At 56.2% G+C, this 20,438-nt stretch carries 19 protein-coding genes; 6 read left to right on the top strand and 13 right to left on the bottom strand.

All coding sequences use genetic code 11. The annotated features are described in order from the left end of the window. Window positions 1–75 precede the first annotated feature (75 nt). From GO984_RS13865 to GO984_RS13830, 8 genes are all read right to left on the bottom strand, one after another. Window positions 76–783, bottom strand: a complete 708-nt coding sequence (locus GO984_RS13865; RefSeq protein WP_157023116.1) for a transporter substrate-binding domain-containing protein — start codon at window positions 781–783, stop codon at window positions 76–78. 40 nt (window positions 784–823) lie between these two features. Continuing rightward, window positions 824–1,597, bottom strand: a complete 774-nt coding sequence (locus GO984_RS13860) for an ABC transporter ATP-binding protein (protein WP_138164743.1) — start codon at window positions 1,595–1,597, stop codon at window positions 824–826. A gap of 384 nt (window positions 1,598–1,981) precedes the next feature. Next, window positions 1,982–2,752 (bottom strand): PhnD/SsuA/transferrin family substrate-binding protein, encoded by a 771-nt coding sequence (locus GO984_RS13855; RefSeq protein ID WP_167740342.1) that lies wholly within the window; start codon window positions 2,750–2,752, stop codon window positions 1,982–1,984. Beyond that, complete coding sequence (locus GO984_RS13850; protein WP_157023114.1) at window positions 2,749–3,189, bottom strand: tellurite resistance TerB family protein; 441 nt, start codon at window positions 3,187–3,189, stop codon at window positions 2,749–2,751. The genes GO984_RS13855 and GO984_RS13850 overlap by 4 nt, the downstream gene beginning before the upstream one ends. After that, on the bottom strand, window positions 3,189–3,650 hold the full coding sequence (locus tag GO984_RS13845; RefSeq protein ID WP_157023378.1) for a tellurite resistance TerB family protein: 462 nt from the start codon (window positions 3,648–3,650) through the stop codon (window positions 3,189–3,191). The genes GO984_RS13850 and GO984_RS13845 overlap by 1 nt, the downstream gene beginning before the upstream one ends. 42 nt (window positions 3,651–3,692) lie before the next feature. Further along, entirely contained in the window at window positions 3,693–3,986 is a 294-nt protein-coding gene (locus tag GO984_RS13840) for a DUF1330 domain-containing protein (RefSeq protein WP_157023113.1), read from the bottom strand. Window positions 3,987–4,197: 211 nt separating this feature from the next. Further along, window positions 4,198–7,323 carry a valine--tRNA ligase gene (locus GO984_RS13835; RefSeq protein ID WP_157023112.1) on the bottom strand — a complete coding sequence of 1,042 codons (3,126 nt, stop codon included), beginning with the start codon at window positions 7,321–7,323 and terminating at the stop codon, window positions 4,198–4,200. A 342-nt stretch (window positions 7,324–7,665) separates the two neighbouring features. Continuing rightward, window positions 7,666–8,097 carry an Lrp/AsnC family transcriptional regulator gene (locus tag GO984_RS13830; RefSeq protein ID WP_157023111.1) on the bottom strand — a complete coding sequence of 144 codons (432 nt, stop codon included), beginning with the start codon at window positions 8,095–8,097 and terminating at the stop codon, window positions 7,666–7,668. Window positions 8,098–8,202: 105 nt separating this feature from the next. Here GO984_RS13830 and GO984_RS13825 point away from each other — a divergent pair, with 105 nt between their 5' ends. The 3 genes from GO984_RS13825 (at window position 8,203) to GO984_RS13815 (ending at window position 10,809) form a co-directional block, all read left to right on the top strand. Beyond that, window positions 8,203–9,360 (top strand): type III PLP-dependent enzyme, encoded by a 1,158-nt coding sequence (locus tag GO984_RS13825; protein ID WP_157023110.1) that lies wholly within the window; start codon window positions 8,203–8,205, stop codon window positions 9,358–9,360. Window positions 9,361–9,438: 78 nt separating this feature from the next. Beyond that, window positions 9,439–9,627, top strand: a complete 189-nt coding sequence (locus GO984_RS13820) for a hypothetical protein (RefSeq protein WP_157023109.1) — start codon at window positions 9,439–9,441, stop codon at window positions 9,625–9,627. Between the two features lie 99 nt (window positions 9,628–9,726). Beyond that, on the top strand, window positions 9,727–10,809 hold the full coding sequence (locus GO984_RS13815) for a DUF2235 domain-containing protein (RefSeq protein ID WP_157023108.1): 1,083 nt from the start codon (window positions 9,727–9,729) through the stop codon (window positions 10,807–10,809). Window positions 10,810–10,948: 139 nt separating this feature from the next. Here the strand turns inward: GO984_RS13815 and GO984_RS13810 are convergent, their stop codons facing one another. Together GO984_RS13810 and metF are read right to left on the bottom strand one after the other, a co-directional pair. Then, window positions 10,949–11,440 carry a PaaI family thioesterase gene (locus tag GO984_RS13810; protein WP_157023107.1) on the bottom strand — a complete coding sequence of 164 codons (492 nt, stop codon included), beginning with the start codon at window positions 11,438–11,440 and terminating at the stop codon, window positions 10,949–10,951. Between the two features lie 52 nt (window positions 11,441–11,492). After that, a complete protein-coding gene (gene metF / locus GO984_RS13805; RefSeq protein ID WP_157023106.1) occupies window positions 11,493–12,359 on the bottom strand; it encodes a methylenetetrahydrofolate reductase [NAD(P)H] in 867 nt (288 codons plus the stop codon). Between the two features lie 96 nt (window positions 12,360–12,455). On the opposite strand from metF, the gene GO984_RS13800 reads away from it, so the two are divergent. Next, window positions 12,456–13,361, top strand: a complete 906-nt coding sequence (locus tag GO984_RS13800) for a LysR family transcriptional regulator (protein ID WP_138164734.1) — start codon at window positions 12,456–12,458, stop codon at window positions 13,359–13,361. An 87-nt stretch (window positions 13,362–13,448) separates the two neighbouring features. On the opposite strand, the gene GO984_RS13795 is transcribed toward GO984_RS13800, so the two are convergent. Continuing rightward, on the bottom strand, window positions 13,449–14,477 hold the full coding sequence (locus GO984_RS13795) for an NADP-dependent oxidoreductase (protein ID WP_157023105.1): 1,029 nt from the start codon (window positions 14,475–14,477) through the stop codon (window positions 13,449–13,451). Window positions 14,478–14,656: 179 nt separating this feature from the next. Between GO984_RS13795 and GO984_RS13790 the strand changes: the two genes are divergently transcribed. Continuing rightward, window positions 14,657–15,442, top strand: a complete 786-nt coding sequence (locus GO984_RS13790) for an inositol monophosphatase family protein (protein ID WP_157023104.1) — start codon at window positions 14,657–14,659, stop codon at window positions 15,440–15,442. A 155-nt stretch (window positions 15,443–15,597) separates the two neighbouring features. Here the strand turns inward: GO984_RS13790 and GO984_RS13785 are convergent, their stop codons facing one another. Together GO984_RS13785 and putA are read right to left on the bottom strand one after the other, a co-directional pair. Further along, window positions 15,598–16,374, bottom strand: coding sequence for a rhomboid family intramembrane serine protease (locus GO984_RS13785; RefSeq protein ID WP_157023103.1), 777 nt, complete (start codon window positions 16,372–16,374; stop codon window positions 15,598–15,600). 47 nt (window positions 16,375–16,421) lie between these two features. Then, window positions 16,422–19,826, bottom strand: coding sequence for a bifunctional proline dehydrogenase/L-glutamate gamma-semialdehyde dehydrogenase PutA (putA, locus tag GO984_RS13780; RefSeq protein WP_157023102.1), 3,405 nt, complete (start codon window positions 19,824–19,826; stop codon window positions 16,422–16,424). A 115-nt stretch (window positions 19,827–19,941) separates the two neighbouring features. Between putA and GO984_RS13775 the strand changes: the two genes are divergently transcribed. Then, the gene (locus GO984_RS13775) at window positions 19,942–20,418 is read left to right on the top strand and encodes an Lrp/AsnC family transcriptional regulator (RefSeq protein ID WP_157023377.1); all 477 of its coding nucleotides are present in this window, start codon (window positions 19,942–19,944) and stop codon (window positions 20,416–20,418) included. The last annotated feature ends 20 nt before the right edge of the window (window positions 20,419–20,438 follow it).

The following is a 20,438-nucleotide window of genomic DNA, read 5'->3' as shown; positions in this document are numbered from 1 at the left end:
GCTGAATAGCAACGGAAGGTAGTAGGAGAGGAGGCAGGGCCCCCTCTCGCAGGTCTTGATGTTAGATCAGGGCGATCAGAACTTGCCCTCGATCTCCCACTTGTCCAGCATAGCGTTCAGCGAGCCGTCTTCTTTCATCGAAGCAATCGCTGCGTCGAACTTGGCATGCAGCTCTGAGTCAGACTTGCGGAAGGCCATGCCGATGCCGCCGCCCAGGTAGATGTCTTCGATCAGCATCAGATCGGTTTCAGCGACGATTGGGTTCAGGAAGTCTTTGTCGGACAGAACCGCGTCAGCTTCGCCGGACTTAACCGCAGCAATGGTTTCATCTGGGGTTGGGAATTCAACCAGCGTAGCGCCAGACTCGGCAACATGAGCCGACTGAATGGTCGAAGCCTGAGCTGCAATCACAGCTGTCTTCAGGTCAACGTCAGCTGACATCGCAGCATAAGACGATGGCGAAGGCTGAGTGTAGCCCTGCGTGAAGTTTACAACTTCGGCGCGCTCGGCGGTGATCGACATGCCAGCGATGATGGCGTCGTAGTTGCCCGAAGTCAGGTTAGGGATGATCGAATCCCAGTCGTTGGTGACCCATTCGCAAGTTTGGCCAGCGCGTTTGCACAGCTCGTCGCCCAGCTCACGCTCAAAACCATCAACTTCGCCGGCATCGTTCAGGAAGTTGTATGGAGGGTAGGCGCCCTCGGTGCCCAGACGAACGGTGTCGGCCATGGCCAGACCTGCGCTAAGTGCGAGGGCCGCTGTGCCCAAAAACAGTGATTTCATAGTAGTTCTCCCAGTTAGTGTGGTTTTTTGTAGTCTTGTATTAGTGGCGGGTGGCGGACAGGAAGCCGCGCAAACGTTCGGATTGGGTGTTGCCAAATACTTCGTCTGGGCTGCCCTGTTCCTCGATTAGGCCCTTGTGCAGAAACACTACGTGGTCCGACACATCTGCGGCCAGCTTCATATCGTGGGTAACGATCATCATGGTACGGCCTTCCGCGGCGAGATCCTTGATCACCTTGACGACTTCTTGTTCCAGCTCAGGATCCAGTGCCGACGTGGGTTCGTCGAACAGCAGGGCTTCGGGCTCCATGCACAGGGCCCGGGCAATGGCGGCGCGTTGTTGTTGCCCACCAGAGAGCTGAGCAGGGAACACATCACATTTGTCGCCGATGCCGACCTTGTCTAGATACTGACGGGCGGCGGCTTCGGCTTCATCCCGGTCACGTCGCAGAACGGTCACTGGCGCTTCCATTACGTTTTGCAGGATGGTCATATGGGCCCACAGGTTGAACTGTTGAAAGACCATCGACAGATTGGTGCGGATTCGCAGCACCTGTTTTGCGTCCGCTGGACGTCGGGCCAGCCCGGTCCCATGCCAAGAAATTGGTTCGCCTTTGAACAGGATGTTACCCTGTTGACTGTCTTCCAACAGGTTGCAGCAACGTAAGAGGGTGGACTTACCGGAGCCGGATGAACCGATCAGCGATACCACATCGCCACGATGTGCGGTGATATCTACACCTTTAATGACTTCAAGTTCGCCATAAGATTTGTGCAGGTTGCGAATTTCCAGAACAGGTGTTTCGTCAGTCAAGGTTTAAAATATCCGCTAGCTGTTAAGTTGACGACAGTATTGGACCTAAAAATGGAGCCAATGCAATGCGCAAAACGATTAATACAGCGTGCAAAGAGGCGTTTTGGCGGCTGAGCAGGTCGGAACGGAAGGTTGAAGATTTTGGAAACTGATCTTTCCAAAAAATCGTCGAGCTGTGTTCGGCTTGCGAACGGCAGATGGCCACAGGCGGTAGCCTCGAAAGACAGGGAAAGTTTGTGTCCCCGCTTGCTGGATGCCCCGTTGGTACAGCTGGTAACCGTTACGGTGTGCCTTCCAAGTAGATATCTTGCGTCACAAAATGATGACACTCTGCACCTGCGATCTTAGCTGCGCTGCAATAGGATCGACACGAGAAGCGCGCGCCTACATTTGTGGGTCACGCCCTTGGTGACGCATCAGGGCAGGGCCTAAAGGCGTGGGTACCGCGAGATAATCAGTGGCTGGTATTGCCTCCACTCCCTTTAGGTGCAGGATTGTGCGGTGGGTGTCTGACAATTCTGAGATGGCGGCTTGTATCGCCAGGAAAAGCGGCTTTGCATCACGTCCCATAGCGGTGATGTAGGGAAGCGCGGGTGTGGGCTCTGTGCGGGTCAGTTCTACCAGGTCGTTGGCGAAAGCATCATATCGCTGGATCATCTCCCAAGACAGTGCATCCAGGGCGGCAAAGTCGGCCCCGCCTTCGGCAACGACCTGCGCCGATGCTTGATGTCCACCGGTTTCCATGAGTTCACCGGGCATCAAGTTGTGAGATCTCATATGGGTGATCGGGGCAGCCCAACCGGATTGAGACAGCGAATCATTATAGGCAAAGCGCTGTCCGTCAAAATCGCCAAGCTTGGCGCCAGCCCGATCCCGGTGCGCGACGATAACGCTATTATAATATCCCGGCTGACAGCCGGGCAGGCCATAATCAGGTGCACCAATCAGCTGGACGTCGCTATAGAGACGGGTGCGATAGGGCATGCCACAGGTCTGTGCCAGCAACAGATCAGGAGAGCGCCAGATCTGCCAGGGATCTGCGTCACGGGTCAGACTATCCGGACCAAACCCAAGTTGCGCCCGAATGGCATCCCAATAAGCGTCATTTGCAGCCGCAGTTTCTGGACGGTCATACATTCCGAGATGGGCAATCACAGCGCGCGCTCCATTCGTTGCCGGGCCTGGGCGCTGTCGATGTCGCTCACACCCAATAGATTGGTGGAGAGTCGCAAAATGGCATCTTCGCTATCGTCTCGCTCACCATCGGCAAGCACCACCTGCCACAGTGCCTCGATCACCGCTATGCGGTCCTCATAGGCCACTGCTTCTTTGATGGCGCGGGTGAAACGCACCGTATCAGGGGCCTCGGCCTCCATTGCCTCGGCCTGTTCGCGCAGAATGATGGCGCCGCCCATATCAAGCCCATAGCGGGCGGCAATAATGCGGTCTATCCGGTCCTGCTCAACATCGGCGTAATTGTGATCAGAGCGGGCAATACGTACCAAGAGTGCGGTGAGCGCCAAACGGGCATCCTGAGGGTCCAGCGCAGAAGGGATCGGTTGCAATAGCTTGTTCAGCAAGTCCTTGAACATCAGTTTTCCTCTGACAGAGATATGAGTTTGGCTTTGGCTTTGGCGCGAGCGGTCTGGCTGTCGGCATAAGACAGTCCCATTGCCCGGCGGATTTCCTCGACGATGGTGACTTCGCCCGGGTGCTCTTTGTTATCTGCCAGTACCACTTCCCACAGGGCGTCCATCGCGGCCAGCCGTTCTTCGATGCCGGTGGTTTCGCGGATCAACCGCCCAAACGTATCACTTTCCGGTGCGGCTGCCTGCAGCTTTTCACAGGTGGCGCGAACCTTGGCGGCTTCAATAGCGTTGTGCTGGTAGAGCCGGGCCAGGATCCGGTCGATCAAGCTGATTTCTTCAAGCTGGTATTCGCGATCCGATTGCGCCACCCGAACCAGCAAGGCGCCCAAAGCCAGTTCGGCGTCCGGATCGGGCAGCACCACTTGTCCTTTGGGACGAATGGCCTGAAACAGTTTTTTCAACATTGGCATGGCGGTCTCCGCGAGGACTGATCAAGAGAGTGCGTTTTAGCTACCATAGCCTTCAATGATCTCCATGTCGCCGGTGGAAACCGGGTCTCGCAGAGCTTTGGCATCTTGATAAGACACAGAGTCATAGCAGGCTTTCGCGGTGGCATAGTCGCGAAATTCAATCACCACGGTGCGGGCGCGTGTCTGACCCTCGCGCACCTCTTTTTGACCGCCGCGAACCAGAAACCGGGCTCCAAACTCGGCAAAAGGTGCCGCATTGGCAGCGACGTAGTCTTTGTAACGATCCATGTCGTCAACATCGACATGGGCAACCCAATATCCTTTTGGCATTTGTCTCTCCCTTAGTTCCTGCGCGCAGGCTGGAACAAATTTGTGTGCATATCAATGAGTTGCTTGAACATTTTTTCCCCGTATCACAGTTGCCAGGGGATGGTGCGTGCAAGCACACACCCTACACAGACAGGTCTTGGTGGGGAATGTTGCAACCGCGCATAAAAACGCCCACCAAATGGCGGGCGCCTTTTGTGGTGTTTTGGTGGGGTCAGCCGATTTCTGACAGACGCGCCAGCGCCTCTTTGATCTTGGCTTCTTCCTCTTCGCGCAGCTCCAGGTTGGCGCGGGTTTCGGCGACCACTTCGGCGGGGGCGGAATCTGCAAACTTGGGGTTCTTCAACCGGCCGCGCAGGCCACCCAGTTCCTTCATCAGCTTGCCAAGGTTCTTTTCCTGGCGGGCCTTTTCTGCCGCGACATCAATGATGTCAGCCAATGGCAAGGCAAACGAGGCACCCGGTGCACCGATAGAAATGCAGCCCTTGGGCAGGGTGTCTGTCGCCTCAAGGCTCTCGATCCGTGCAAAGCGTTTGATCAGCTCGCCATTGCGATCCCAGTAAGCCTGGCCTGCGTCGTCAATCTCGGTGACCAGCATTGGCACCTTGGCACCGGCAGGCACGTTCAGTTGCGCACGGGCAGAGCGGATGTTGTCGATGACGGCAATCACCCAGTTCATCTCGCGCTCGGCGTCGGCATCGACCAGATCAGCGGCCGTGTAGGTTGGCCATGTGCCATGTGCCAACATCTGCGAAGCGTCGCCAGCCTCGTAGCCACGGCCCTGGGTGACGTTCCAGATTTCCTCGGTCACAAATGGCATGATCGGGTGCATCAGGATCAGCGCCTGATCGACGGCCCAGGCATAGACGGCTTGGGTTTCGTCCTTGGCGGCCTGATCATCGGCAAAGAAGATCGGCTTGGTGAATTCCAGATACCGCGCGCAGAAGCTGTTCCAGAAGAACGAATACAGCGCATTGGCGGCGTCGTTGAAGCGGTAGGCCTCAAACGCGCCATCAACCTCTTCCCGCAGCTTGGCGATCTCACCAATGATCCAGCGGTTCAGGGGCAGGGTGGCCTTGGGCGGCTCGACCCCACGCTCGGCACTGAAGGCATCAATCTGGCTGTCACCGTAGGAACAGGCCTGCCAGATCTTGGTGACAAAGTTGCGATAGCCCTCGATCCGTTTCATGTCGAGTTTCAACACGCCACCAAGCGAGGCCATGGCCGCATTGGTAAAGCGCAGCGCATCGGCGCCGTATTCGTCGATGATTTCCAGCGGGTCGACAACGTTGCCGGTAGATTTCGACATCTTTTTGCCCTTGGCGTCGCGCACAAGGCCATGCAGGTAGACGGTGTCGAACGGGATCTTTTCGGCAACCGGACGGTCCGACAGAACCGCCATCTGCATCATCATCATCCGCGCAACCCAGAAGAACAGAATGTCCTGCCCGGTGACCAGGGTTGAGGTCGGGAAGTATTTTTGCAGCTCTTCGGTGTCTTCGGGCCAGCCCAATGTACCGATGGGCCAGAGGCCGGAGGAGAACCAGGTGTCCAGCACGTCAGGGTCACGCCCAAGCACAACTGCGGCTAACTCACCGGTTTCCTTGCGCGATACACCGCATACATCACCTTTGGCAATCGCATCGTCCCACAGTGTGCCGACACTTACATTGGTCCCCAACGTTTCTTTGTAATACTCTTGGGCCTGTTGCAGGGCCTCTTCTTCAGATGGCGCACAAAATGCTTTCATGGGGGCCGACGAAAATGCGTCTGGATCTGCTGTGAACGATGGGCCATCTTGAATTTCCGGCCCATACCAAACCGGGATCTGATGGCCCCACCACAGCTGGCGCGAGATGCACCAGGGCTCGATGTTTTCCAGCCAGTGGTAATAGACCTTCTCGCCGCTTTCCGGCAGGATTTTTACATCGCCATTCTTGACCGCGTCCAGTGCCGGGCCGACAATCTTGTCGGTCTCAACAAACCACTGGTCGGTCAGCATCGGCTCGATCACCACCTTGGAGCGGTCGCCAAAGGGCTGCATGATCGGCTTGTTCTCGACATAAGGCGTGGTCTCAGTGACCTCAGTCTCGTTGCCATCTTCGTCTTTGACTGTCTTGGTGATGGTTTGCATCACGGCCAAACCTTCGGCGGTGATATCTGCGACCACGCGTTTGCGCGCCTCGAACCGGTCCAGACCGCGATATTCCTCGGGCACCAGGTTCATTGCGGCGATCGAGGCCTCGGTGAACTCCTGCTCGCCATTGGCGATGGCCTGCGCGGTGGCGGCCTCGTCCACATAGGGCGCGCCGTCAGCGCGCATATTGGCCTTGGTGTCCATCAGGTTGTACATCGGAATGCCGCCACGTTTGGCAACCTGATAGTCGTTGAAGTCATGCGCCCCGGTGATCTTCACCGCGCCGGATCCAAAGTCTTTGTCCGGGTAGTCATCGGTGATGATCGGGATCAGGCGGCGCTGGGCCTTGGGGCCAACCGGGATTTCGCAGAGCAAGCCAACGATGGGTGCGTAACGCTCGTCGCTTGGGTGCACCGCAACCGCGCCGTCGCCCAGCATGGTTTCAGGGCGGGTGGTGGCGATCGAGATATAGTCGCGCTCTTCAGTCAGCGTGACATTCCCGTCTTCGTCTTTTTCGACGTAGGTGTAGGTTGCGCCACCAGCGAGCGGGTATTTGAAGTGCCACATGTGGCCGGCAACTTCGATGTTTTCGACTTCCAAATCAGAAATCGCGGTCTCAAAATGCGGGTCCCAGTTGACCAACCGCTTGCCGCGATAGATCAGGCCCTTGTTGTACATGTCCACAAAGACCTTGATCACGGCATCGTGGAAGTTGGGTGAGTTCTCGTGCCCTGTACGGGTGTCGCCTTTGGCACCCGACATGGTGAAGGCGGTACGGTCAAAGTCGCAGGACGCGCCAAGGCGTTTCAACTGCTCCACAATAGTGCCGCCGGACTGTTCTTTCCAGGCCCAGATTTTGCTCAGGAACTCTTCACGGCTGAAATCGGTGCGTTTCTTGCCCTCTTTGGCCAGCTCACGCTCGACTACCATTTGCGTCGCGATGCCGGCGTGGTCCGTGCCGGGCTGCCACAGTGTGTCATAGCCCTGCATACGCTTCCAGCGGATCAGGATGTCTTGCAGAGTGTTGTTGAACGCATGGCCCATGTGTAGAACACCGGTGACATTGGGCGGTGGGATCATGATAGAATAGGAAGAGGCCCCGGGTTTGGCATTTGCCCCCGCCTTGAAACAGCCAGCTTCGTCCCAGGCCTTGTACAGCCGGTCTTCGGCTTCGGCCGCGTTGAATGTCTTTTCCATCGCCATGCGCTTCGTCCTGAATAGGTATCCTTGGTTAAGGTTTCCCATATCGAATAGGTGCGCCAAGGGGAAGGGAGGAAGGGCGTCGTGTCGCCAGCAACGTGTGTTTTGAAGGAAAGTTTGGAATTTGAGTATTTTTAGCAAAAAGAAGATGCAGTGCGCCCGACCAATCCGCGTATTACGCGCAATGCGGTCGGGCGGCTTCTCTTTGCACGGCCATCGGCTCTCCAGCCTGTACCGCGCAATCTTAATACCTCATTAACCCTAATAAATTCTTACCGGCTTCTTTTTGCCAAAAATACTCAAATCCGACATTGTGCTTTAGCGCTTGCGGTGCGGCTGCGCGGGTCAGGTGCGGTCCAGCTTAGTGGCCAGATGGATCAGGCTTTCTGAGGATTTTACACCGCGTGCTTCGCCTATCCGGTCAATGGTTTCGTCCAGTTCTGAAGTGGTTTGTGCCACGACTTGAGCCAGCAAATCAAACCGCCCAGAAGTGGTATGCACGACCTGCACGCCGGGCAGGCTGCGGAGGCGGGTCAGAACTTCAGGGCCAGTCCGAGGTTCAATGGAAATGAGGACGGTAGCTTGCAGCGGTGGGCGGGTCGCGGCTGAGCTGCGTAGGGTGTAGCCGACTATGGTGCCGCTATGTTCCAATCGTTCGATACGGGCCTGAACCGTGGTGCGGGCCAGCCCCAGTTGTCGGGCTAGGTCAGCCACCGGGCGGCGGGCATTTTCGCGCAACAGGGCTAAGAGCTTTTGATCGATTTCGTCATTTTGCATGATGGATTCGTCGTTTGTTTGGATGATTTAGGCAGTGTAGGCGGTCTGACGAGTGATATCGACGGGAAACTGCCGGAAACTGGGATAAACAAAGAGGCCTTTTCGATGCAGCATATCCCAGCCCTGTGGCATAACCCTGAAACGCATCTTGCGCGACATCTGCCGGATCATCCCATCCTGTATTTTTCTCCAAGGGTACTGCACCAGACGGCTGAACGTTTTTTGTCCGGATTTCCGGGATTGGTCACCTATGCGGTCAAAGCCAATCCACATCAGGCCGTGTTGTCCAATCTTGTCGCAGCAGGGGTAAGCGCCTTTGACGTTGCCTCACCAGGTGAAATGGCCGCTGTGCGTGCCGCCAGCCCAACTGCGGTAATGCACTACAATAACCCGGTACGGTCTGAGGCCGAAATCCAAGCTGGGATTGACTACGCTGTATCCAGCTGGTCGGTGGACGAACTGGACGAGTTGGATAAGCTGGCAGATGTACCACGCAGCTGTGAGATCGCCGTGCGCTTTGCGCTACCAGTTTCTGGCGCAGCCTATGATTTTGGCAGCAAGTTTGGTGCCACACCTGAAAAAGCGGTGGAATTGCTGAAGCAGGTGGAGGAAATGGGCTGGACACCATCGCTGTGTTTTCATCCCGGAACCCAATGTGAAGACCCGCATGCCTGGGTGAAATACATCCGTGAGGCTGGTCAAATTTGTAAGGACGCTGGTGTTCGGATTGCCAGGCTAAATGTCGGCGGTGGTTTTGCCGCCAACCGGGACGGGGTGGCCCCGGATCTGGAGCAGTTCTTCTATGCAATTGCTGACGCGGTTGAAGAGAGTTTTGGTTCTGACCTACCCGCGTTAATCTGTGAACCTGGGCGGGCCATGGTATCTGAGGCCTTCACCCTCGCGGCGCGGATCAAAGGAATACGTCAGGAGGGCGAAGTGGTGTTCCTGAATGATGGTATTTACGGCGGATTGGTTGACATCCGCGATATGGGCCTGCCAGGTCGGGTCTATGTGGTCGCAGGGGATGGGATCCACCGGAGTGCTGCTGCCAAACCTAGGGTCGTATTTGGTCCAACCTGCGACAGTCTGGATCGTCTGCCGGATGGATTGCCGTTGGCTCAGGACACACAGGTGGGGGACTACGTCTTGTTTCCGGGATTGGGGGCTTATTCTTCGGCGATGAGCACACAGTTCAATGGATATGGGCTTTCTGATGTTGCGACCGTGATTGAACTGGGTGGTTCGGGGCCTGACGCGCGGTAATCTGAACCGACACACATACCGCTGGCTTGCGTCACCAAGTTGCACAGCGCATGCCAGCGTTACCTTATCTTCAGTATTATGAGCGATCCTTTACAGGCAGAAGAAAATGCCTTTTTGAAGGATGGACTTGTGATCGTTGCTGTCGGCATCCAGATTCCAACTGACCAAAGAAAATCCTCTTTTGGTCGGGATATGGTCCGCCTTTTAACCATAGCGGAAGTGCAGCATCTGGTGGACGATTCTTCAACTGGCGTTATCTCAATATGAGGGGCACTGGCCCGGATCAGGACGGTATTCTTAGGTTGTGACCTGCGGTATCCCTATCCGTCAGATACTCTCTGTACTGAAAGAGGGAAGTGGTGAGGAATGTTACTGAATCAGCTCGGTAAAAAGATCATCGGATGGTTGGGGCGGCCACTTCGCTCAGAGCATTCGGGTGAAACTAAGCTGCGAGGGCCACGGGCCCATGTAATCATTCTTGATGGCACTATGTCGACATTGGATCCTGGGCATGAAACCCATGCTGGTATGACCTACCAGTTGTGCCGGAGGATGGGCCCGGAAATCTCTGTGTTCTATGAGGCAGGGGTGCAATGGAACAGCTGGCGCTCCACTTTGGATGTTTTGATGGGGCGTGGGATCAACCGGCAGATCCGGCGCGCCTATGGGTACCTCGCCTCTCGTTATCGTCCAGGTGACCGGATTTACCTGATGGGGTACTCGCGGGGCGGATATGCCGTTCGATCTTTGGCGGGGGTGATTGATCAGGTTGGCCTACTGAAAGCTGAACATGCCACGGTGCGCAATATTCGCACTGCTTACCGTCACTATCAGGGGGATGGCAGCAAAGCCGCACGCCGGTTTACCAAGGCCTTTTGTCATGGTGAGGCCGACATTGAAATGATTGGTGTCTGGGAAACCGTGAAGGCGCTGGGCCTGCGGTTACCACTGCTTTGGCGCTGGGCTGAAGCGCGGCATGCCTTTCATAGTCATCAGTTGGGCCGCAACATCCGCAACGGGTTTCAGGCGCTGGCGCTAGATGAAACCCGACAGGTATTTGCACCGGTTCTGTGGGAATGCCCGCCGGGCTGGCAAGGGCATGTCGAACAAGTTTGGTTTCGCGGTGCACATGGGGATGTTGGTGGACAGTTGGGTGGTCTTGATACAGCACGTCCGCTGGCAAACCTGTCGCTGGTTTGGATGTTGGAAAAAGCCGAAAACTGCGGTTTACCTCTGCCAAAGAATTGGAGGTTAGAGTTTCCGGTTGACCCAGCGGCCCCTTCGGTGGGCACTTGGCGTGGATGGGGCAAAATCTTTCTGTTGCGCGGTGGCCGTCGTGTAGGGCTGGACCGCAGCGAGCGGCTGCATAGCAGTGTAGGAATCAGCGCTCAAACCAAGGCAACAGGCTTGAAAAGTTTGCAGTCCAAAGTGGCTGCAAGGGCAGATTGAGCGCTCTTGGCCCGCAATTAAGCATAGTCTGAATAGCTGAAAATCGATATCTGACAGGAGGGCAGCGCTAAATCCGCCGACCTGACATGGGTACGTTTTATCTGTTGCTCAGAAAAAAACCGATACCAAATCGAAAATGTTAGCGTTTTGTCGCGGACAAGTTCATCACGATGCAGGTTGTCGACCCGGTGGCATAGAGCTTGCCATCCTCAATCCCGCGAATATCGCCTCGCGCGACACCGGTTGATCGACCAACATGTTCAGCAAAACCTGTGCTCTCTATCGCCATTCCCAACGGAATCGGACGCAGAATATTGATCTTGTATTCCAAGGTTGTGTAGACTGAGCCCCTTGGGATGCCTGTCATGACAGAACAAGCCATGGCGCTATCCAGAAGGGTGCCATACCAACCGCCATGGACGGTGCCCATCGGGTTGGTGGTTTCGAATGCCGGGGTGCCGCGAAAAACCACGCGCCCTGGTTCTACACTGTGCAACTGAAATCCGAGAGTTCTGGCAATGGGCGGGGCGGGCAGGCGGCCTTCCAAAATGCCGGTCATGAACTCCAACCCAGACAGTTCAGTGATCTTGGTCGGTTTCAAAAGCTCATCGGGGTTCTGGGCATAATACATGGCGCGTTCCTTTTGGTTGGACCCTAGGAACACGCCGAAGTATCGGCAAGATTTACGCCACGTTCTCTAGCGACACCTTGGGGGCAACACCTAAGGCGTGGCAGACGTCACGGGTCAGTTCGGGGCGGTTCATGGTGTAAAAATGCAGCTTGCCTACGCCGCCGTCCAGAAGCTCCGAGCACAATTCAGTGCAGATTGCGGTGGCCAGCAAATCCTCGCGACCGTCGCGCAATGCGGTTTCAAAAGCATCATCAAGCCACTGTGGGATCACGGTGCCGCAGCGGCGGGCAAAATTGCGTGCGCCCTTCCAGTTTTCAATTGGCAGAATACCAGGGGTCAGGACGTGATCGATACCGACTTTAGCGCATTTGTCTCGGAAGCGGAAAAAGGTATCGGCCTCGAAAAAGAACTGGGTCAGGGCTTCGCTGGCACCGGCATCAATTTTACGCTTCAGCCAGTCCACATCCGAATCCGGTCCGGTTGCTTCGGGGTGACGATCCGGGTAGGCGCCAACGCGGATGTTGAACTTGCCAGTGTCAGCCAGGGCTTCGATCAGTTCAACTGAATTTGCAAAGCCGTCTTCGTGTTGGGTGAAGCCACCGGCCCCTTTGGGGGGATCGCCGCGTAGCGCGACGATGTCGTTGACGCCAGCGCTGGCAAATTGATCGGCAATTGCCAGGGTTTCAGCGCGGCTTGCATTGACGCAGGTCAGGTGCGCAGCGACATTCAGCCCCGAGGACTTATGCAGAGTTGCAACTGCGTCGCGGGTTAAGTCACGTGTGGTGCCACCAGCGCCGTAGGTGACGGAAACAAAACGTGGGTCCAATGGCGATAATACCTGAACAGTGTCCCACAGACGAAAGGAGGCCTCGAGGTTCTGTGGCGGAAAGAACTCGAATGATATCTCTGGCGTCGTCATTTTGGGGCATCTCCTGTTCAACTCCCCCCTTGTTGCATGTGCAGCATTGTGAGACAATTTCATAATTCTCAAGAACAACATGAGTGAAGTGATAGGATGCATATCGAATTTCGCCATCTTCGGACGATAAAGGCGATCCACGAGGCGGGTGGGCTCGCACGCGCCGCTGATCAGTTGAACATCACCCAGAGCGCGTTGAGCCATCAGATCAAAGGTTTGGAGGATCAGGCTGGGGTCGAACTGTTCATGCGCCGCTCCAAACCGATGAAGCTGTCGGCGGCCGGGCTGCGGTTGCTTCGTTTGGCTGAGCAGGTCTTGCCGCAGGTCGAATCCATGCAGGCTGAATTTTCCGCACTGCGGGATGGGCACACTGGTCGCATGCACATTGCCATAGAATGCCACGCCTGTTTTGAATGGCTGTTTCCGGTGCTGGAAGGGTTTCGCAAAAGCTGGTCTGACGTGGATGTGGATATTCGCCCTGGTCTGGCCTTTGACGCGCTGACGGCGTTGCAAAAGGAAGAGGTTGATCTGGTGGTCTCATCGGACCCAGAGCAGATCTCTGGCGTCGATTTTATTGAACTGTTTGATTACGCACCGGTGTTTGTGGCCTCTGCTCAACATCCGCTGGCGGTTAAGCCATACATCGATGCCGAGGATTTTGCAGGTCAGACGTTGATCACATACCCGGTTGATAAGCCCAAGCTGGATGTCTTTAGCCAGCTGTTGATCCCCGCAGGGGTCGAACCTGGCGCCATTCGCCAAGTGGAGTTGACGGCCGTGATCCTGCTGTTGGTGGCCTCCAACCGCGGTGTTTCGGTCTTGCCTGATTGGGTGGTGCGCGAGGTGAAATATTCCTCGGATTATGTCACCCGACCTTTGACCAAAAACGGGATCACACGCAGCCTCTATGCAGCGATCCGTAGCGAGGATCGGGATAAACCCTACATGCAAGAGCTGATCCGGCTGGCTAAGGTCGAGGCGCGGAAGCTGCAATTGCAGTGAACTGGTGGTGCGTGCAAGCACACACCCTACCTATACTGCGTCCGACCAAGGTAAGTGTAAGGTGCGTGCTTGCACGCACCTTAGGGGTTATATCAGTTTGACGATCTGTTTGCCCATGTTGCCGCCCTTTAGCATTGCCATAAAGGCAGCAGGGGCGTTTTCCAGACCCTCAGCGATGTCTTCAATGTACTGAACCTCGCCTTTGGCAACCATGGGGCCGACCTGTTTCAGGAACTCAGGATATTGGTCGAAATGATTCATGATAATAAATCCATTCACCGACAGGAACTTCACCAGAATGTTGCGCCAGATCATCGGGGCCGTCAGAGTCGCGTCAGCGCCTTGTGCGCCGCCGTACCAGCTGATCATGCCACAAACCGGAATTCGGCCATGAGGATTCATCAGGGGAATGACGGCTTCTAGAACCTTGCCAGCCACGTTTTCAAAGTAGATGTCGATGCCGTCGGGGCAGGCCACAGCAAGATCTTTGCGCAGCGAATTGGCATCCGCGTAAGCCCGGTGATCCAGGCAGATGTCAAACCCAAACTTCTCAGTTGCCAGGGCACATTTTTCAGCACCACCAGCAATGCCAACGGTGCGTAGTCCGGCCTGTTTCGCCAGCTGACCGACCATTGACCCAACTGGGCCGGTGGCAGCTGCGACAACCAGAGTTTCTCCTGCTTTGGGCTTTCCGTAGGTGTTCAAGCCATGCCACCCAGTAAAACCCGGCATGCCGAGAACGCCGAGCGCGGTGGTTATAGGGCCATGATTTGGGTCCAGTTTTTGCAGTTGATTGGCGGGCAGGCAACCATGACTGGCCCAGCCAAACATGCCAAACGCAAAATCACCGGGCTGAAAATCCGGGCTGTTTGAACTGATGACCTCACCCACCGCTCCAGCCTCCATGGTGCCGCCAATGGCCACAGGTGCGGCATAAGATTTTGCATCATCCATACGGCCACGCATATAGGGGTCTAAGGACATATAGTGCAGTTTCACCAGCACTTCGCCGTCCTTTGCAATCGGTATTGCGACGGATTCAAAGCTGAAATTTTCAGCCACTGGGGCGCCAGTAGGGCGGCTGGCCAGAGCTATGCGTTGCATCTGTTGTGACATGGGTTCTCCGTGGGTGTTCTGATATTTGTTAAACTGTGTTGTTTCGCTGGGACGCTGGCAAGCGCGGCATTTGCATAACGTTACGGAAAATGTCTATGGTATTGCCTATTGGCAAGGGAACAAAGGCGGCGTATAGGCAGCCTTTGACCAACATCTCTGTGACCAGACAGGAGCCCGACATGATCGGCAGCGCTAATCTTAACATTATGCTCAAAGCCGCCCGCAAGGCCGGTAAATCTCTGGTCAAGGATTTCCGCGAAGTGGAAAACCTGCAGGTATCGGTGAAAGGCGCCGGAGATTTTGTCTCAAAGGCGGATATCACGGCTGAGAAAATTCTGAAAGAAGAGCTGCTGGGCGCGCGTCCAACTTACGGCTGGATTGCGGAAGAAGGCGGTGAGATTGCTGGCGAAGACCCAACCCGTCGTTGGATCGTTGATCCGCTGGATGGCACCACCAACTTTCTGCATGGTCTGCCGCACTGGGCCATTTCGATCGCACTTGAGCACAAGGGTAAGATTGTTGCCGGGGTGATCTATGATGCGGCCAAAGACGAAATGTATTTTGCCGAAAAAGGCAATGGCGCCTGGATGAATGAGAGCCGGATCCGGACTTCCGGCCGCAACCGGATGATTGAAAGCATTTTTGCAACCGGGTTGCCCTTTGCTGGGCGCTCGGATCTACCTGAAACGTTGCAGGATCTGGCGCGGTTGCTGCCTGCCTGCGCTGGCGTGCGCCGGTGGGGCTCGGCAGCGCTGGATATGGCCTATGTGGCCACCGGCCGTTATGATGGGTTCTGGGAGCGTCGTCTGCATTCCTGGGATCTGGCTGCAGGTATCATTCTGGTGCAGGAGGCCGGTGGTTTGGTGGAACCCCTGACCCCGGGCGATAACATTGTTGATAGCGGCGAAGTCATTTGTGCCAACGAACCGATCTTTGAGACTTTTGCAAAAGTGATCCGAGGCTAAAGCCCGTCACCAAGGTCTGAATTTTTTGCACGCGTCTGAGACATCAGGCGCGTGTTTTTGTTTGGAGCTGTGCTACCCGCTAAGGTGGCGATCGGCGCCATTGGGGGAGCCTCCGGCGGGGATATTTTGGGCTAGATGAAGGTGGACCGGTGATTTCAACGATCACTGCCCCAGGGCGAGCGCCCCGGCTTTTTGCGGGGCAGTCGAGGGATGCGACTGGCACTGTATTTGTATTTGGCTTGAGGATGTGGTGGCTGGCCATGGGTTTTGCCCCAAAATGCGCGGGCACCGCGTTTGACCCATAAAGGCACCGTCAACAACAGCCCAACAGCGAACCCACCGGTATGGGCCCAATAGGCCACGCCGCCCTGGCTGGGGTCGGAATTGAGCGATCCAATGAATTGCATTGCGAGCCAGACGCCCAGCATCAGATAGGCTGGGATTGCAAAGATGCGGAAGTAGATAATGAGGATGAGCAATATATCGATGCGAGCGCGAGGGAACAGCAAAAGATACCCCCCCATTACGCCAGCTACCGCGCCAGAGGCACCAATCGTCGGTACATGGGACCAGGGGGCCGAGGCCACGTGGATGAGGCCTGCACCAATGCCACAGGCAATGTAGAAGGCCAGAAACGGCAGATGGCCCATCTCGTCTTCCATGTTGTCGCCGAAAATCCATAAAAACAACATGTTGCCGGCCAGGTGCATAAACCCGCCATGCAGGAACATAGAGCTTACCAGTGGCGACAACCTACGTGAGATATCGATCTCTGCAGGGATCAGGGCGTAGGCATCATAGAACTGCGCCAACTCTCTCTCGGTATCGAAGCTGATGGTGTAGAAGGCATAGGCCAGAATGTTCAACGCCATCAGCGTATAGACGACATAGGGTGTACGGCCGGAAGGATTGTGATCACGTAAAGGAAACATGATCTGACGCTGGGCCGAAAATAGCCCAGCGTCAAGGGGTTATGGTGCTAGCTTGCGCCACCCAACAGGGCTGCGTTGCCGCCAGCGGCGGTTGTGTCAACGCAGATATGGCGCTCGCCCAACACTCGGGCGCGATCAGGAATGCCAAAAATGAGCGGCAGGATCGGACCGGAGCGTTTTGCCAATGCTTGTTCGATGGCGCGGCCGGTTTCCTCATCTCCCCACCATAATACACCAGAAATACCCTCAATTTGGATCAGCCGTTGCGGGTCGATCTGGCCACTGGTCTGAATAACCGTTCCACCAAGCCCCGTGACTTCACTGGTCTGGGCCAAGACCGTATCAGGGCCGGGGCCAAGGCAGAGCAAAGGAGGGCGGGCTGAAAGTGTGAGACGGTTGCTCTCGCCAGTCGGGCCGGGAAGGCTGCTGCTGCTGGGGCTGGCCGGAGTGCCAGTTGGGTTGGGCAGGTCACTCTGGCTGGACTGCCATTGGGCGCCACTGTGTTGGTGGTCGGGGGCGCAGAACCGCGCCAGATAGTTGGGGCCACCAGCCTTGGGGCCAGTTCCCGAGAGACCCTCGCCACCAAATGGTTGACTACCAACCACAGCACCAATCTGGTTGCGGTTGACGTAGATATTGCCCGCCTCGATGCGGTCGGTGATGTGTTGCACCCGGTCGTCGATACGGCTGTGCAGACCAAAAGTTAGACCATAGCCGGTGGCATTGATGTCATCGATGACCTGGTCCAGATCACTGGCTTTGAACCGAACCACATGCAGGACCGGGCCAAAGATCTCTTTCTTGAGCGTAGAAATGCCTGGAATTTCGATCAGCGCAGAGCCGACAAAGGTGCCCTCTTGAGGGGGCAGGGTTTGTTTCAGTAAACGGCCTTCGGCGCGGGCGGTTTCAATATGGGCCTGAATACCGTCTCGGGCAGTCTGGTCGATCACCGGGCCGCTGTCTGTGCTCAATTGCCAGGGGTTTCCAAGCTGCAGGGCCTCCATTGCGCCGGTCAGCATGGTCAACACACCATCAGCGACATCTTCCTGCAGGTACAGGCAACGTAGGGCGGAGCACCGCTGGCCTGCCGACTGAAAGGCGCTTTCAACGATGGATTGAACGGCCTGTTCTGGCAAGGCAGTGCTGTCAACAATCATTGCGTTCAGCCCGCCGGTTTCTGCGATCAGCGGCGTGCCGGGGCGCAGATTGTCGGCCATAGAGGCACGGATTTTTAGCGCGGTGGCGGTTGAGCCAGTAAAGGCTACGCCTTTGATCCGGGGATCAGAGGTCAGGGCTGCCCCAACAGCGCCGCCGCCGGGTAAGAGTTGCAGGGCGGTGCGGGGTACGCCGGCCTCATGCAGCAAAGACACGGCGCGATAGGCTATCAGGGGTGTTTGCTCTGCTGGTTTAGCCAGAACAGCATTGCCTGTCGCCAACGCGGCTGCGATCTGACCAGAAAAGATCGCGAGTGGGAAGTTCCAGGGTGCAATGCAGGTGAACACACCGGCTGCCTCTGCTTGGGGAATACGAGACGCGTAGTAACGCAGGAAATCCACTGCTTCGCGCAGCTCGGATACACAATCGAGTTGTGTTTTACCGGCTTCGCGAGTCAGTAAGGCAAACAGTTCGCCGTAGTTTTCTTCGTACAGATCCGCGGCCCGGTTTAGCACTTCGGCACGGGTGCTAGCTGGTGCCTCCCAAACGGAGGCTTTGGCAAGAGCTAGGTCGATGTCGTCTTTGCTGGCTTCACTCACTTGGCCAATCACCGATAGATCCGCCGGGTTGATGACATCCACGGTTGCATCTGTTGCGACATCTTCGGCCAGCAGGGGCGCGGCGCTCCAGTTGTGGGTCAGCCAGGGCGTGCGGGCCTCATCGATTTGTCGCACCGTCGGGGCATGGGTCAGATCAAAGCCAGCGGAGTTGACGCGGTCGGGGGCAAACAGTTCTGGGCCGGTGGCAATGGTGCGGGTGACGTCTGCGATCATATCAAATGGATCTGCAGCAACCACTTCAGGTGGGACATCTTCATCTACAATCTGGTTTACAAAGGAGGAGTTGGCGCCATTCTCCAGCAGGCGCCGCACCAAATAGGCCAGCAAGTCGTGGTGTGCGCCAACTGGTGCATAGATCCGGCATTTTGTGTGATTCTGTTCCAGTACCATCTGGTGCAGCGTTTCGCCCATGCCATGTAAGCGCTGAAACTCATATGGTTGGTCGGGTTGCGCCATGTGCAGGATGGCGTTGACTGTGTGGGCGTTGTGGGTGGCAAACTGGGGATAGATGCGATCAGTCATGCCGAGCAACTTGCGTGCATTGGCGATGTAAGACACATCGGTTAGCGGCTTGGAGGTGAACACCGGGAAGCCATCGATGCCCAATTCCTGAGCCCGCTTGATTTCGGTGTCCCAATAGGCGCCTTTGACCAGACGTACCATGATGCGCCGGTCGTGGCGCGTTGCCATGTCATACAGTGCATCAATGGCCAACCCAGCGCGGGGGCCATAGGCCTGCACAACAACGCCAAACCCATCCCATCCCGCTAGTGCCGGATCATCCATCACAGCTTCGATAACTTCGAGCGACAGGGACAGGCGATCGGCTTCTTCGGCATCGACGTTCAGCCCCATGCCGGCGGCCTTGGCCAACAATGCCAGAGCGCTGAGACGCGGAACTAGCTGCTGCATTACGCTGACCTCTTGCGCCAGTTCATACCGGGGGTGCAGGGCAGAAAGCTTGACCGAAATGCCGGGGTTTTCCCGGATATCGGTATTGGTGCAGCCATCGGCAATTGCAGAAATGGCGCGCGAGTAGCTGAGATGATAGCGGGCGGCGTCTGCCTCTGTACGGGCAGCTTCGCCCAGCATGTCGTAGGAATAGGTGTAGCCCTTAGCCTCCATGCCGGATGCGCGTTTCATCGCGGACTGGATGCTTTCGCCCAGCACAAACTGACGACCCATTTCTTTCATGGCACGGCTTACGGCAGTGCGGATGACAGGTTCACCCATACGTTTGATAGCGCCGCGTAATGCTCCCACGGGACTGCGTTCGTCGTCTAGTACCTTGCCAGTCAGCATCAACGCCCAGGTTGAGGCATTGACCAGTGAAGAAGAGGATTTGCCCAGATGCTTCCCCCAGTTCGACGGTGCAATCTTGTCTTCGATCAATGCATCGATGGTTTCTGCGTCCGGCACCCGCAGTAGGGCCTCGGCCAGACACATCAGGGCCACGCCTTCGTCGGTGGATAATCCATATTCAGCTAAGAAAACTTCCATCAAACCCGGTGCCGAATGGCCGCGGATGTCACGGACCAGCGCTGCGGCATTGGCGCAAATGCGGGCGCGGTCCTCTTCGCTCAGCGCTGCTGTAGCGACCAGTTGATCACGAAGATCGTCCTGATTTGCGTAGGTCATTGTATCAATGGTGTGGCGCAGGGCGGTCGGGTGTGACATCGGGGGAACTCCGAATAAGATAAGTGTTATATAACCAATACTGGGAAATCTTCGGGACATTCGCCTGAATATCTGTGATTGTAGGGTGATCGTATCGAAAATCGAGGCCTTAGCGATGCAAATGGATTTTTCACAACTTGATCGCTTTGATCAGGCGATTCTGAATGTTCTGGGCGGCGAGGGGCGGATTTCCATTGCTGATTTGGCGCGTCGTATCGGACTATCAAAATCGCCGACGCAAACACGGCTGAAGCGGCTGGAGTCTGAAGGGGTCATCACTGGTTATCGCGCGTTGGTGGATCCGGTGCGGTTAGGCCTTGATCATGTTGCCTTCGTTGAGGTGCGTCTGAACGATACCCGAGAAAATGCGCTGACCACCTTTAACGCTGCGGTGGCGCGGGTGCCCGAGATTGAACAAGCCCATATGATTGCGTCGAATTTTGATTATCTTCTCAAGATCCGCACCCGGTCTATGACCGAGTATCGGATGGTTTTGGCGGAAAAAATATCAACCCTGCCGAATGTTGCGTCGACTTCGACATATGTGGCGATGCAGGCAGTGAAAGATGACGGGGCGTTGGCACCAGAATAGGGGGGCTGAACCGGTGGCAA

Origin of the sequence: Parasedimentitalea huanghaiensis, assembly GCF_009753675.1 — a bacterium.
Taxonomy (GTDB): domain Bacteria; phylum Pseudomonadota; class Alphaproteobacteria; order Rhodobacterales; family Rhodobacteraceae; genus Parasedimentitalea; species Parasedimentitalea huanghaiensis.
Note: the sequence above shows the minus strand (reverse complement) of the source record. Positions and strands in the feature narration are given on the sequence as shown.

Excerpts from the sequence above, each read along its gene's own strand:
- GO984_RS13865 (WP_157023116.1), bottom strand. The coding sequence starts at position 783 with ATGAAATCACTGTTTTTGGGCACAGCGGCCCTCGCACTTAGCGCAGGT.
- GO984_RS13850 (WP_157023114.1), bottom strand. The coding sequence starts at position 3,189 with ATGTTCAAGGACTTGCTGAACAAGCTATTGCAACCGATCCCTTCTGCG.
- GO984_RS13845 (WP_157023378.1), bottom strand. The coding sequence starts at position 3,650 with ATGTTGAAAAAACTGTTTCAGGCCATTCGTCCCAAAGGACAAGTGGTG.
- GO984_RS13840 (WP_157023113.1), bottom strand. The coding sequence starts at position 3,986 with ATGCCAAAAGGATATTGGGTTGCCCATGTCGATGTTGACGACATGGAT.
- GO984_RS13835 (WP_157023112.1), bottom strand. The coding sequence starts at position 7,323 with ATGGCGATGGAAAAGACATTCAACGCGGCCGAAGCCGAAGACCGGCTG.
- GO984_RS13830 (WP_157023111.1), bottom strand. The coding sequence starts at position 8,097 with ATGCAAAATGACGAAATCGATCAAAAGCTCTTAGCCCTGTTGCGCGAA.
- GO984_RS13825 (WP_157023110.1), top strand. The coding sequence starts at position 8,203 with ATGCAGCATATCCCAGCCCTGTGGCATAACCCTGAAACGCATCTTGCG.
- GO984_RS13820 (WP_157023109.1), top strand. The coding sequence starts at position 9,439 with ATGAGCGATCCTTTACAGGCAGAAGAAAATGCCTTTTTGAAGGATGGA.
- GO984_RS13815 (WP_157023108.1), top strand. The coding sequence starts at position 9,727 with ATGTTACTGAATCAGCTCGGTAAAAAGATCATCGGATGGTTGGGGCGG.
- GO984_RS13810 (WP_157023107.1), bottom strand. The coding sequence starts at position 11,440 with ATGTATTATGCCCAGAACCCCGATGAGCTTTTGAAACCGACCAAGATC.
- metF (WP_157023106.1), bottom strand. The coding sequence starts at position 12,359 with ATGACGACGCCAGAGATATCATTCGAGTTCTTTCCGCCACAGAACCTC.
- GO984_RS13800 (WP_138164734.1), top strand. The coding sequence starts at position 12,456 with ATGCATATCGAATTTCGCCATCTTCGGACGATAAAGGCGATCCACGAG.
- GO984_RS13795 (WP_157023105.1), bottom strand. The coding sequence starts at position 14,477 with ATGTCACAACAGATGCAACGCATAGCTCTGGCCAGCCGCCCTACTGGC.
- GO984_RS13790 (WP_157023104.1), top strand. The coding sequence starts at position 14,657 with ATGATCGGCAGCGCTAATCTTAACATTATGCTCAAAGCCGCCCGCAAG.
- GO984_RS13785 (WP_157023103.1), bottom strand. The coding sequence starts at position 16,374 with ATGTTTCCTTTACGTGATCACAATCCTTCCGGCCGTACACCCTATGTC.
- putA (WP_157023102.1), bottom strand. The coding sequence starts at position 19,826 with ATGTCACACCCGACCGCCCTGCGCCACACCATTGATACAATGACCTAC.
- GO984_RS13775 (WP_157023377.1), top strand. The coding sequence starts at position 19,942 with ATGCAAATGGATTTTTCACAACTTGATCGCTTTGATCAGGCGATTCTG.